The sequence below is a fragment of the Hyphomonas sp. J20-32 genome (assembly GCF_055808555.1).
On the sequence record NZ_CM147873.1, the window covers coordinates 1330572 to 1343522 of the forward strand.

Sequence of the window (12951 nt, forward strand, 5' to 3'; positions counted from 1 at the left end):
GATGAGCCCGGTTAACCCCGGCGCCAAAGCCAGGGAAGTGCTCGTTATCAAGCTGAGCGCACTGGGCGACTTCGTGCTGGCGCTGGGTGCGATGAAGGCTGTACGCGAGGCCCATCCGTCGGCACGGATCACGCTCCTGACAACGCCTTTCTTCGAAGAATTCGCGAAACTCTGCCCCTATGTTGACCGGATCGAGACCGATGGCCGGCCGGAAGGCATGAAGGCCACCGGCGCGCTGATCCAGCGCATCCGCAAGATGAATTATGACATCATCTATGATTTCCAGACCAGCGGCCGGACAAAGAACTATTTCACGGCACTGAGCCGGTCGGGCAAGGCGCCGCTCTGGTCGGGTCACCATGAGAAAGCAGCGTTCTTTCACGACAATGCCGACCGCGCGAAGATGCACTCGATCGACCGGCTGGCCGAGCAGCTTGAAGTGGCGGGTGTGGCGCCGGGCGGACGATGGCTGGGCAATAGCGCGCCTTTCCCGGACCTGTCCTGGGTACGTCACAAGCTGGGCGATACACCGCGCCTGCAGCCAGCCTATTTCGCGTTAACCGAGCCCTACATGCTGTTGATTCCGGGTGCGTCTGAGCACCGGGAGGCCAAGCGCTGGCCGGAAGAGAATTATGCCGAACTGGCGACGCGGATTGCCGATGCGGGCATCATGCCGGTGATCATCGGCGGCAAGGCGGAAGGGCCACTGGCGCATAATATCGCGCGCCGCGAGCCCCGGGTGAAGAACCTGGTGACGCGGACCGACCTGTTCCAGATCGTGACTCTGGCCGAGAAGGCGCTGTTCGTCGTGGGCAACGATACCGGCCCGATGCATATGGCGACCCTGGCGGGTGCACCGGGCATCGCCCTGTTCGCCCTGACCGAGAGCGATCCGGACCATTCGGCCCCGCGCGGCCCGAAAGCGCCGGTCATCATCAACTCGGCGCCGACACTGAAAGAGCTGAGCGTTGATGACGTTTGGCAGTCCGTACGGGCGCTTGGGCTGTTGGCCGCTTGACTTCACCCACGATAGGGCACAACCGAAGCGCCTTGTGGAACGGGCCAACGACTGGCATATTCCCAACGCTTATGAACAGCCACAAAGGAGACAGGCTATAGCTCGCAGACCAGACCAGGGTGGACCGCAGAAACAGGTTGGCCCCCGCACCAATGATGACATTACCGCCGCCAAGGTTCTCCTGATTGATGAGAACGGCGAAAAGCAGGGCGTGATGCCCCTCGCAGCAGCCCTCGATGCGGCGCGCGAGGCGAGCATGGACCTTGTGGAAGTTTCCCCCGACCAGGAAGTCCCGGTCGTGAAAATCCTCGATTATGGCAAACTTCGCTTTGAAGAGCGCAAGAAGAAGGCCGCTGCCAAGAAGAAGCAGCGCTCCAGCGAACTCAAAGAGATCAAGATGCGCCCGAACATCGACACGCATGACTATGAGGTCAAGGCGCGCGCGATGCAGCGTTTCTTCGAGGACGGCGACAAGGTGAAGGTCACCCTGCGCTTCCGGGGCCGCGAAATGGCGCACCAGCATCTCGGCATGCAATTGCTCGAGCGGGTGAGATCCCAGTTCGAGGAAACCACGAAAGTGGAAACCGAACCGAAGCTCGAAGGCCGCCAGATGACCATGGTGCTGGCACCGCGCTGAGAGCCGCTTCCTTGAGAGCAAAACGAAAGACCGGACGGGCCTCAAGCCCTCCGGTTTTTCTTTGTGTGGCGGGCGGAGGGCACGGAGCCGCGTCGCTTCACTATGATTGAACGCAGGCCAACAGGGTCGCGAGCCCGGTCCCTCCGCTGCCGGGGCCGGCACCAGAGCGGCGTTGGAAACCTGCCGGGAAGCTGGTATTCAACTTCATGGAGACGAACCGATGAAAGTTACCCTCATTCTCGTGATTTTGGCTCTGCCTGTCTTCGTGTGGCGGGCTTGGGTCGGGCTGGGCATGCCGAAACGGCGGGCCGAGCGGCAGGCGCGCAGGCATGCGCTGGAAAAACGCCTGCAATCTGAACAGAAGACGTCTTGATTCTCTTCTCCTGATCCGCCATAAGCCGCCACTTCCGAGCGGTGCGGGCGAACGGCATGCCCCTCTGTTCATGAACGACCACGGGCCGCCTGCGGGTGAGAGCTCATACAAGGAGACACGAAATGCCGAAGATGAAGACCAAGAAAGCCGCTGCCAAGCGGTTCAAGATCACAGCTTCCGGGAAACTGAAGCATGGTGTCGTTGGCAAGCGCCACCGCCTCAGCAGCCACAATGCCAAGTATATTCGTCAGAACCGCGGCACCAAGGTTGCCTCGCATTCTGACGTTGCACGCGTTGTGAAGAAGTTCCTGCCTTACGGCCTGTAAGCTTTTCCCGTTTTCCCCAAGATCTTGACTTAGGAGGCCACCATGCCCCGTTCACGCAATAAAGTGCCGGCCCACGCCCGCCACAAGAAAATCATCAAGCAGGCCAAAGGCTTCCGCAACCGTTCGAAGAACACGTTCTCGAACGCGCATGCCGCTGTCTGGAAAGCCGGCGAGTACGCCTATGTTGGCCGCAAGGTCAAAAAGCGGAAGTTCCGTTCGCTCTGGATCCAGCGCATCAACGCCGCTGTGCGCATTCATGATGACGAACTCACATATAGCCGCTTCATCGACGGCCTGACCAAGGCTGGCATCGAAGTCGACCGCAAGGTCATGTCCGACCTCGCCATCCGCGAGCCCGACGCATTTGGCGTGCTGGTCAAGCAGGCGAAAGCCGCGCTCGCCTAAGCCGCACCGACATGCTGCACAGTGGAGAGCCCGGCCCGCAAAGCCGGGCTTTTCCTTTGGGCGTTTGCATGTTGTCCCGAAGCGACTAGAAAGCGCGCGTGATCCTGAACAGAGGCTGGAACCTTGTCTGATATCAAAACGATAGAGAAAGAGGCCCTTGCGGCGATTGGCGCGGCGGCGAGCCTGGACGCGCTGGATGCGGTGCGGGTGGCCGAACTGGGCAAGAAGGGCCGCGTGTCCGGCCTGATGAGCAGCCTCGGCAAGATGAGTCCGGAAGAGCGCAAGGAAAACGGGCCGAAACTGAACGCGCTGAAAGTGACGGTCGACGAGGCGGTGCGCGCCCGCAAGGCCGAACTGGAAGCCGAAGCACTGGAAGCCCAGCTGGCGACGGAAAAGGTCGACCTGACGCTGCCGCCAGCCCCCGGCCCCCGTGCAGGGTCGCTGCACCCGGTGATGCAGGTGTTCGAGGAGATCGCGGCGATCTTCGGCGACATGGGCTTCACCGTGGCCGAAGGCCCGGACATTGAAGACGACTGGCACAATTTCACCGCGCTGAACTTCCCCGAAGGCCACCCGGCGCGCGAGATGCATGACACGTTTTTCCTGGATGCGCCCGAAGGCGGCACGCCCAAAGTGCTGCGCACCCATACCAGTCCCGTGCAGATCCGCACCATGATGAATGAGAAGCCGCCGCTGCGCATTCTCGTGCCGGGCCGGGTGTACCGCAATGACTGGGACGCGACGCATACGCCGATGTTCCACCAGGTCGAAGGACTGGTCATCGCGGAAGGCATTCATATGGGCCACCTGAAAGGCTGCCTGATCGATTTCGTGAAAGCCTTTTTCGAGGTTGATGATGTGGTCTCGCGCTTCCGCCCGCACTTCTTTCCGTTCACCGAGCCGTCTGCCGAGATGGACGTGCAATGCCTGCGCGAAGGCGGCATGGTGGAAGTGGGCAAGGGCACCGACTGGCTGGAAGTGCTGGGCTGCGGCATGGTGCACCCGAACGTGCTGCGCAATTGCGGGCTCGACCCGGCGGTTCACCAGGGCTTTGCCTTCGGCATGGGCGTCGATCGCCTTGCCATGCTGAAATACGGCATGCCGGACCTGCGCCCCTATTTCGAGGCCGACCCGCAATGGACGCGCCATTACGGTTTCGCACCATGGACGACACCGTCGGTCAGTGGCGGACTGAGCTAGGCCGGGGGCAATGATGGGACAGGGCAACAAGGCGGAAATGCTGATTGCTGTCTGCGCGGTGATTACCAGCGTGGTGGCGCTGTTCATTGGCTGGAGCCAGACGCAGGTCATGCGCGGCCAGCAGCAGGCAGAAGTCTGGCCCATGATCCAGCTGACGCACGAGACCGATTTCAATGGCGATTCCGTCAGTTATGCCATCGCTGTGGAGAATGCCGGCGTCGGCCCGGCGCTGATCGACAGTTTCACGATCACCATACCGGGCCAGCCGGCGACGACCGATTTCTATGAACTTGTCGACTATATGGTGGCGTTGAACGTCGGCGAACCGTACACCGCTTTCCGTTCCCTTGACGGTCGGGTCATCCGGCAGGGGACGACCATCAACGCGATCAAGGCGTCGTGGGATTCGACAGATGAGAGCCGCGTGGCGCTGCAACGCCGCCTGACGCAGTTCGTGTCCGGCGAAGAGGAAAGCGCAGTCGTTTTCGTCTGCTATTGTTCGATTCTTGAGGATTGCTGGATTTCCAGCACGCTGGACGATCAGAAGCGGCCCGAGCCTGTGAAATCCTGCCGCGCCCTTGAGGCGACATCCAATGCATTGTTGGCGTCCTATGCGCCGCCCAAACCCGTGAAAGCAACGAAACCATGAAGTTCACCCTTTCCTGGCTAACCGACCACCTCGCGACCAAGGCCGGACTGGACGAGATTCTTGCGCTCATGCTGAAAGCAGGGCTTGAGGTCGAAGAGGTTGTCGACCCGAACGAGACCCTGAAAGACTTCACGGTCTGCAAGGTGACTGAGGCTGTTCCGCATCCTGATGCGGACAAGCTGCGCGTGTGCACGGTCGAGACAGTCGATGGCACGAAGCAGATCGTGTGCGGTGCGCCGAATGCGCGGGCCGGGATGACGGCGATTTATGCGGGGCTCGGCACCTATATTCCGGGGCTTGAATTCGCGCTCGACAAGAAGCCGCGCGCCATTCGCGGCGTCGAGAGCCATGGCATGATGTGTTCCACAAAGGAACTGAATGCCGGTGAGGACCATGACGGTATTGCCGATCTTGATGATTCCCTGCCGCTCGGCATGCCAGCGGCAGAGGCGCTGGGCCTGAACGATCCGGTGATCGATTTCGAAGTAACGCCGAACCGGCCGGACTGGCTCGGCGTGCAGGGCATTGCGCGCGACCTGGCGGCGGCCGGTGCAGGCCGGTTCATCCGGTCCGACGCGAAGAAAGTGCCTGGCAGTTATGATTGCCCGGTCGAGATCAAGCTGGAAGCGCCCGATGCCTGCCCGATGTTCGCTGGCGCGATGATCCGCGATGTGACGAACGGTCCGTCACCGGACTGGATGCAAGCGCGCCTCAAGGCGGTCGGCATCCAGCCGAAATCGCTGTTGGTGGACGTGACGAATTACATCTCGCTCGACCGTGCACGGCCGCTGCACGCCTATGATGCGTCGAAGCTGAGCGGCCCGGTCGTCGCGCGCCTCGGCAAGGCGGGCGAAAAACTCGAAGCGCTGGATGGCAAGACATACAAGGTGACGCCGGAAATGTGCGTCATCGCCGACAGTAGTGGCGTGATCGGCCTGGGCGGCGTCATGGGCGGCGCATCGACCGCGGTGTCGAACGAGACCGTCGACGTGTTCATTGAAAGCGCCTGGTTCGATCCTCTGCGCACCGCACGTACGGGCCGCGCGACGGGCATCCATTCGGATGCGCGTTACCGTTTCGAACGCGGCGTCGATCCGCAGAGCTGCGTTGACGGGGTCAACCTCGCGCTGGAACTGATCCTGGAACATGGCGGCGGCACGGCGTCGAAACTCAATGTCGCCGGATCGATCCCGGCACGTATCGACAAGGTGACCTTTTATCCGGCTGACGTCGAACGCCTGACCGGCCTTGTTGTGAAGCTGCCGGAGATGCGGCGGATCATCAAGGACCTTGAGTTCGATATCGAGGATGCGGGTGATGCCTGGTACCTGTTGCCGCCAAGTTTCCGCTTCGACATGGAACAGTCGGCCGACCTGGTCGAGGAGATTGCCCGGCTTATCGGCTACGATTCGCTGCCGGTGACATCGTTGCCGGAACCGGCCGGCGGGCGCCGCGCGATCACGACGCCAATCCAGGAACGCGTGCGCGTGTCCCGCCGCGTGATGGCGGCGCGCGGTTTCCTTGAGGCGGTGACATGGAGCTTCATGGCGAAGGATCATGCGGCGCTGTTCGCCAAGCACGACCCGGCGCTGGCGGTTGCGAACCCGGTGGCGAGCGAACTCAACCAGATGCGCCCCTCGATTATCGGTAACCTGGCTGTGGCCGCGCAGCGGGCCGCCAATCATGGTGAGCCCGGTGCGCGCCTGTTCGAAGTCGGGCCGATCTATCTGGGCGACGGTCCGAAGGACCAGCGCACGGTTGTGTCCGGCGTTGTGCGCCCCGCCGGCCAGCGCCACTGGCAGGGCACGCCACATGCCTATGATTCCTACGCGGCGAAGGCCGACCTGTTCGCGGTGCTGGATGCGCTGGGCCAGCCGGGTGAGCGCTTCCAGGTGGGCGCGCCGACGCAGCCACACTGGCATCCGGGGCAGGCAGCCTGCCTGAAGCTCGGGCCGAAAGTAACGGTTGGTCATTTCGGGGCGATCCATCCGGGCGTGCTGAAAGCGCTGGGTGTTGACGGACCGATGTTCGGGTTCGAACTGAACCTGAATGCCCTGCCGCAGATGAAGGTCAGGCCGACCAAGACCAAGCCGGTTCTGCAACGTGCCGACCTGACGCCAATCCGGCGTGACCTCGCGTTCCTCGTCGACGAATCCGTTCCGGCCGGCGACCTGGTGAAATATGCCGTGGGCACCGACAAGCAGCTGATCGTCGCGGTGGACGTGTTCGACGTCTATCAGGGCAAGGGCGTGCCGGACGGCAAGAAGTCAGTGGCGTTCGAAGTGACGATCCAGCCGCGTGAGAAACTCAAGGACGAGGACATCCAGGGGCTCATGGACCGTGTCGTGGCTTCGGTCGCCAAAGGCGCAGGCGGCGTGTTAAGAGGCTAGCTGGCTCGCTTATCCGGAAGGACCGAGATGACTGACACAACAATCCAGGCCGCGCTGAGTGTTGCCATTGCCGGTGTTGCCGGGCGGATGGGCCGCCAGCTCGTGGCAGGTGCAATCGATGCTGGCCTGTCAGTCGTGGGCGGGACAGAGGCGCCGGGAAGTGGGCCGTTCGACCGGGATATCGGCGAACTGGCGGGACGCCAGTCGCTGGGGATCCGGCCCGTGACCGACCCTGTCGCGGCGGCCGCGAATGCGGATGTCTGGATCGATTTTACGCGTCCGGCGGCGACGCTGGCGTCGCTCGACGCGCTGAAGCATACGCGCGTCAGCGGCGTGGTGATCGGTACGACCGGGTTGAGTGTCGTCCAGGAGGAAGAAGTTGCCCGGGCGGCCGAGCGGCTGGCAATCGTCAAGGCGGGGAATTTCTCCGTCGGCGTCAACCTGCTGCAGGCCCTCACCAGAATGGCGGCGAGCCGTCTGGGTGATGGATGGGATATCGAAATCCTGGAAACGCACCATCGGCGCAAGGTGGATGCCCCTTCAGGGACGGCATTGATGCTGGGGGATGCAGCAGCGGAAGGACGGGGTGCGACATTGGACGCGCTTCGGAGTCCGCCCTACGACGGCCCGGACAGCGCCCGCGTGCCCGGCCGGATCGGCTTTTCAGTGCGCCGCATGGGCGATGTGATCGGCGAGCATTCGGTCAGCCTTGGCTCCGACATGGAAATCGTGACCCTCAGCCATCAGGCGCTCGACAGGGCGGTGTTTGCCCATGGCGCCATGCAGGCCGCAGCCTGGGTGAAAGGCCGCAAGCCGGGCCTGTACGGCATGGATGACGTGCTGGGACTGGCCGACGCCTGACGTGGCGGCCAGCCTGCGCAACGGTTGAATCAGGGTTGACGCCGCGCCGATGCGTGGCAGCATGACAAGTTCGTTAAGAATGGCCCTGGAAGGTTCCGGCATGATCGGCATCGTTGTCGTCAGCCACGGCAAGCTTGCTCGTGAACTCGTCGCCGCCACAGAACATGTGGTCGGCGAGCAGCCCTGCTTTCGTTCGATATCCATTGAAGTTGAGGATGATATCGAGGCGCGCCGCGACCAGATCCGCGAAACGGCCAAGTCCTGCGACCGCGGGCGAGGGGTTATCATCCTGACGGACATGTTCGGCGGCACCCCATCCAACCTGGCCATGTCTGTCATGGGCGCCGGCAAGATCGAAGTCCTTTCGGGGGTCAATCTACCCATGCTGATCAAGCTCGCTGAAGTGCGCAACGAGATGTCGATGGCGGAGGCTGCGAAAGTCGCCGCCGAAGCGGGCCGAAAATATATCAGTATCGCATCCGACCTGCTGGCGAAGTCGTCCTAGTGCAGCCAGCGACGACAACGGCGACCCAGCGCGTGATGATCGTGAACCGGAAGGGCCTGCACGCACGGGCCTCGGCGCGGCTGTCGCGGCTTGCAGGCGAGTTTGATGCCAATGTCACCGTCCACCATGAGGCCGAAAGCGCGGACGCGCGTTCGATCATGGACCTGCTGATGCTGGTGGCGCACATGGGCTGCGAAATCGAGCTGCGCGCAGAAGGCCCGGAAGCGCCCGAAGCCGTGACAGCGATCGCCAGCCTGATAGCCGACGGTTTTGGGGAACAGGGCCAGGACGACGATATCTGTTGATCCTGCAGGGATTCCGATACTGTTCGCGGAGCTAACGCCGGATCGGGACATTCTCATCGTTGACGTCGGTCCACAGGCGCTTGCCGGGTTCCCTGGGCTCAGGCGCGGCAAGCTTGGACAGGTAGATGTTCCCATCCGGATCAGCGTGGTCGGCGGTCAGCTGGGCGACCACGGAAACAAATTCCCCGACGCTGACCACGCGGTCGAGATTGGGATCGAACCGGACGGGATTGGCCAGTGTATCATCGCGTGTCGGCAGGTTGTTGGCCCAGTCCTGCTGCTCTAGGGCGCTCAATGATCCGTCAGAATTGGCATCAGCCAGTGTGAATGCCGCTACCGCGCCCGTCCGGAGTTCGTCCGGCGTGACGTGGCCATCATCATTGGCGTCGAAGCTTACGATCAGGCCGCCACCCGGGACGAGCCGGCCTGATGTGTGCCGTCCATGCGGGGCATCCGGCTTGAGGCGGCTCTGGCCGGGCAGGCGCACGATATCGTCGATGGCCTCGCCATCCTGAACGTCCGATTCAACCAGGCTTGCCGTCTCAGTTGCGCCGACGCTCTGCGCCAGGCATGGCGCGGCGAGCCAGGCAAGCGCAGTCAGGGTGGATGCCAGATAGCGTGGACGCATGAGCGGTTCCCGGAGAGTGACCAGACGGGCAGACTATGCCGCTGTGGTTTATTTGCAACATGACGTTTCAGTTACCTTGCATGGGTTGAGTGCGCGTCTTACCGTCTCGTTAACGCCGCCTTAATGGAATGAGAGCATTCCGTTAACTTCTTGAGGCTGCCCGAAAGGTGGCTGATTCAGGCGATGGAATAGGAAGACTATGGCGATAAGTGCAGACCAGGTGCCGATCATCATGTCCGCTGGCGCAGCTTCGCTGGGCCTGGCGGCCCTGTTATGGGCACTACGGGTTTCGGACGGGGCACGCGGCGCTGCGCGCAAGTTTCGCGACCGGTCTGCAGAGCTTGAAACCGCGCTGGCCGAACACAGGTCTGTGCTCGGCGCACACCCGGGAGTGATTCTCGTCTGGCAGGGCGAGGCCCTGGAAGCGGATGGCGACGAGATTGTTGCGCCGGAACTCTATGGATCGCCCGTAGCCCTAGCCGGCCTGCTCAGCTTTACTGACGATGCCATTTCGGTGGATCCGGCCGTTCGTATCATCGAGGGCCTCGCAGACCTCGAAGCGCGCGACAGCGCCGGGCAGGATACGACGCTGCGCATACGCTTGCGCGAACTGCGCGAGACCGGACAAGCATTTTCCCTGACAATTATTGGGCCGTCGGGCCGTTTCCTCGAAGCAGATGGCCGCACGGCTGGCGCGCGGGCTGTGGTTTGGGTAACCGATACGACGATCAAGGGGCTCGAAGAGAGTTCCGCCCGCGGCAAGCTGGAAGAGGCCCGCCAGGTGATCGCGCGCGATCCGACGGCGTTCCTGGACATGCTCGGCAAGTCGCCGTTCCCGGCTTGGCGTGTGTCGGGCATGGGCAAGCTGCAATGGGTGAACCCGGCCTATATCGAAGCGGTTGACGGCATCAATCTGGACCGCGTGCTCGACCGCCAGCTGATGCTCGACCAGGCTGCTTCCGAACAGGCTCGCAAGACGATTTCCGAAGGCGCCGATATCGACGAGACGCGCCATATGGTCATCAAGGGCGAACGCCGCGCGATGCGTGTTCTGACGTTCCCGCTGTCTGGCGGGGCCGGGGCCATGGCTTTTGATGTGACAGCACAGGAAAATGCGCGCGATGAACTCAACCGTCATGTCCGGGCACATGACGAAACGTTGAACCATGTCGCTGATGCCGTCGCGATCTTTGGTGCCGATCGCAAGCTGAGTTTCTACAACAAGGCGTTCCGCGACATGTGGGATCTCGACGAGAGCTTCCTGCTCGACCGGCCAAACCATGGCCAGTTGCTGGACCGGCTGCGCGAGCGCCGCAAATTGCCCGCGCGGACGAACTATGCCGAATGGCGCGCCGAGGAGCTGTCCTACTATCTCGATATTGACGGGGTGAAGGAAGACATCTGGTCGCTGCCGGATGACCGGACTCTGTCGGTGACGCGTCAGCGTCACCCGATGGGCGGGCTGTTATTGTTGTTCAAGGACATTACCGGCGAGCTTGATCTCAAGACCAAATTCAATGCGATCGTGAAAACCCAAACCTCGACGCTCGATAACCTGCACGAAGCGGTCGCCGTGTTCGGCGGCGACGGGCGGCTCAAGCTGTTCAACCACGCTTTCGAGCGCCTGTGGGGCCTGTCGCACGATTTGCTGAAGGACCAGCCGGATTATTCCGTCGTGATCGAGGCGTGCGTGCCACTGTTTCACGATGTCGAGATTTGGGATGCAATCAAGGCCCACATAACGGATCCGTCCGCACGGGCGCGCCAGTCGACAACCGGCGAGATGCGACGCTCTGACGGATCGATCCTGACCTACCTGACCCATCCGTTGCCGGATGGAAACACGTTGATCGCATTTGCCGATGTCACTGCCACTCGCCGAGTCGAGTCCGCCTTGCGCGACCGCGCAGAGGCGTTCGAAGCTGCCGACCGTCTGAAGACGGAATTCGTCCGCAATGTCAGCTACCAGCTGCGGTCCCCGCTGACCGTGATCTTTGGTTATGCCGAACTGCTGGAGACGCAGCGCAATGGCGAATTGACCGACCGCCAGTCAGACTATGTCAGCGCGATCCTCTCGGCCTCGGACCACTTGTCGAAACTGATCGAAAATATTCTCGACCTTGCAATGATCGAGGCCGGCCGGATGGATCTCGACCTCGAAGATGTCCAGTTGCAGGACGTCATTGAGGAAAGCATAGAGATGGTCGTGTCGAAGGCCGAGGATACGGAAATCACGGTTCGCGCCGATGTGACGGGTAAGCTGGGCGTCATTCGCGCTGACCAGCGCCGTATCCGGCAGGTATTGTTCAACCTCATCTCCAACTCGCTCCGCTTCACGGAATCTGGTGGCGAGATCGTGGTCTCGGCACAGCGGATTGGCGATATGGTCACCCTGTCGGTGCGCGACAATGGCAGGGGGCTGGAGGCAGACAAGCGTGCGACGAGCTTTGACAGTTTCGTTTCAGGCGACCAGCGCGGTGCGGGTCTTGGACTTGCGCTGGTGAAACATTTCGTCGACCTGCATGGCGGAACCGTTGGAATGAAACCGGTCGAAGGCGGCGGGCTGGAAGTCACGTGCTGGTTGCCGGCGCAGGCGGTGGTGCATGGTGGCACGCCGGAACTTATGCTGGCGGAAGCCCGCGCCTGAGCCTGGCTCAGCTGGCCAGGGACAGGTCGTCGACTGTGCCAGCGAGGGCTATACCGACCCGGCCGCTGTGCTTGTGGCTCATCAGCGCCTTGTCCGTCGCCACAAACATTTCCGAGGCCGCATCGAATGCGGCAGAATAGAAGCCAAGACTGATGCTTGATCGCGCCACAAGGGGCTTGCCGAAATAGACATGTGGCAGGGCAAGCGAATCCTGGAGTTCTGCGGCAAACGCAGCGGCATCGGCGCCATCGAAGGTTTCCCACAGCAGGATCGCGAATTCATCGCCGCCCAGGCGGGCGCCGAATCCGGGGCGATCGCCGATCGCCTTGCGGATACGCACTGCAACGTGTTGAAGGACGGCGTCGCCAGCATCGTGGCCGTGGACGTCATTGACCTGCTTGAAATTGTCGAGATCTAGCAGGATCAGCGTGAAGGGGGCACCGCCAAGGCCGGCTGCGCCAAAGGCGTCTGCGAAAGACTGCTCGAACCGGCGGCGATTTGCGAGACCGGTCAGGAAATCGGAATTGGCGAGCTCGGCAAGCCGCATCTGCGCGGCCTCCAGTTCCTGGTTCTTGCCGATAATGTCCTCGGCATTGCGCGTCGCCACGCGATAGGCGCTGCGATACTTGCGCTGCAGGATGACATTCTGGCGCAGGACAATCGCATTGTAGAGCAAGGTCGGAAACGCGATCAGTGTGCCGATGAACATGCCGCGCGCCAGATCAAGCCACAGATTCGTGCCCATGATAGTGGATATGGTCAACTCGCCGAGCGCGATTATCGCCAGAACGATCAGCGTTGATCCAATAGCCACGCGCAGGGCGTCGGTACCCGACTCCAATTTCGGGTGCATTCGTGCGCGCACCCACCTGGTCAAGAATCCCTTGGGATTCAACAGCTGTCCCTCCACGGCTAATCGGAGGAAACTACTTTATTGGCGTTCAGGTGACCTGAAGAGGGCATAAAGATTTTTCCGGGCGCCGTTAATACTTGCGAAGCCACAACGA

14 protein-coding genes are annotated in these 12951 nt (G+C 61.9%); 12 read left to right on the forward strand and 2 right to left on the reverse strand.

What is annotated here, in order from left to right:
- Position 1 precedes the first annotated feature (1 nt).
- The 11 genes from AC0L7I_RS06665 (at position 2) to AC0L7I_RS06715 (ending at position 8669) form a co-directional block, all read left to right on the forward strand.
- Positions 2 to 1018: a glycosyltransferase family 9 protein gene (locus tag AC0L7I_RS06665; protein WP_473398769.1), complete on the forward strand. Its 1017-nt coding sequence runs from the start codon at positions 2 to 4 to the stop codon at positions 1016 to 1018.
- Positions 1019 to 1115: 97 nt separating this feature from the next.
- The gene (infC, locus tag AC0L7I_RS06670; protein ID WP_473399119.1) at positions 1116 to 1655 is read left to right on the forward strand and encodes a translation initiation factor IF-3; all 540 of its coding nucleotides are present in this window, start codon (positions 1116 to 1118) and stop codon (positions 1653 to 1655) included.
- A gap of 220 nt (positions 1656 to 1875) precedes the next feature.
- A complete protein-coding gene (locus AC0L7I_RS06675) occupies positions 1876 to 2028 on the forward strand; it encodes a hypothetical protein (RefSeq protein ID WP_473398770.1) in 153 nt (50 codons plus the stop codon).
- Between the two features lie 122 nt (positions 2029 to 2150).
- Positions 2151 to 2354 (forward strand): 50S ribosomal protein L35, encoded by a 204-nt coding sequence (gene rpmI / locus AC0L7I_RS06680; RefSeq protein WP_473398771.1) that lies wholly within the window; start codon positions 2151 to 2153, stop codon positions 2352 to 2354.
- A gap of 42 nt (positions 2355 to 2396) precedes the next feature.
- Positions 2397 to 2759, forward strand: coding sequence for a 50S ribosomal protein L20 (gene rplT / locus AC0L7I_RS06685; protein WP_473398772.1), 363 nt, complete (start codon positions 2397 to 2399; stop codon positions 2757 to 2759).
- A 123-nt stretch (positions 2760 to 2882) separates the two neighbouring features.
- Positions 2883 to 3959, forward strand: coding sequence for a phenylalanine--tRNA ligase subunit alpha (gene pheS, locus AC0L7I_RS06690; protein ID WP_473398773.1), 1077 nt, complete (start codon positions 2883 to 2885; stop codon positions 3957 to 3959).
- 10 nt (positions 3960 to 3969) lie between these two features.
- On the forward strand, positions 3970 to 4608 hold the full coding sequence (locus tag AC0L7I_RS06695) for a hypothetical protein (protein ID WP_473398774.1): 639 nt from the start codon (positions 3970 to 3972) through the stop codon (positions 4606 to 4608).
- Positions 4605 to 6998, forward strand: a complete 2394-nt coding sequence (gene pheT / locus AC0L7I_RS06700; protein ID WP_473398775.1) for a phenylalanine--tRNA ligase subunit beta — start codon at positions 4605 to 4607, stop codon at positions 6996 to 6998. Before AC0L7I_RS06695 ends, pheT begins: the two co-directional genes overlap by 4 nt.
- Positions 6999 to 7025: 27 nt before the next feature.
- On the forward strand, positions 7026 to 7859 hold the full coding sequence (dapB, locus tag AC0L7I_RS06705; protein WP_473398776.1) for a 4-hydroxy-tetrahydrodipicolinate reductase: 834 nt from the start codon (positions 7026 to 7028) through the stop codon (positions 7857 to 7859).
- Between the two features lie 100 nt (positions 7860 to 7959).
- The gene (locus AC0L7I_RS06710) at positions 7960 to 8364 is read left to right on the forward strand and encodes a PTS sugar transporter subunit IIA (RefSeq protein WP_473399120.1); all 405 of its coding nucleotides are present in this window, start codon (positions 7960 to 7962) and stop codon (positions 8362 to 8364) included.
- Entirely contained in the window at positions 8364 to 8669 is a 306-nt protein-coding gene (locus tag AC0L7I_RS06715; RefSeq protein ID WP_473398777.1) for an HPr family phosphocarrier protein, read from the forward strand. The genes AC0L7I_RS06710 and AC0L7I_RS06715 overlap by 1 nt, the downstream gene beginning before the upstream one ends.
- A 31-nt stretch (positions 8670 to 8700) precedes the next feature.
- Here AC0L7I_RS06715 and AC0L7I_RS06720 read toward each other — a convergent pair whose 3' ends face one another.
- A complete protein-coding gene (locus AC0L7I_RS06720) occupies positions 8701 to 9297 on the reverse strand; it encodes an EF-hand domain-containing protein (protein WP_473398778.1) in 597 nt (198 codons plus the stop codon).
- Positions 9298 to 9496: 199 nt separating this feature from the next.
- Between AC0L7I_RS06720 and AC0L7I_RS06725 the strand changes: the two genes are divergently transcribed.
- A complete protein-coding gene (locus tag AC0L7I_RS06725; protein WP_473398779.1) occupies positions 9497 to 11944 on the forward strand; it encodes a sensor histidine kinase in 2448 nt (815 codons plus the stop codon).
- Positions 11945 to 11951: 7 nt separating this feature from the next.
- On the opposite strand, the gene AC0L7I_RS06730 is transcribed toward AC0L7I_RS06725, so the two are convergent.
- Positions 11952 to 12797, reverse strand: coding sequence for a GGDEF domain-containing protein (locus AC0L7I_RS06730; RefSeq protein ID WP_473398780.1), 846 nt, complete (start codon positions 12795 to 12797; stop codon positions 11952 to 11954).
- Positions 12798 to 12951: the final 154 nt, after the last annotated feature.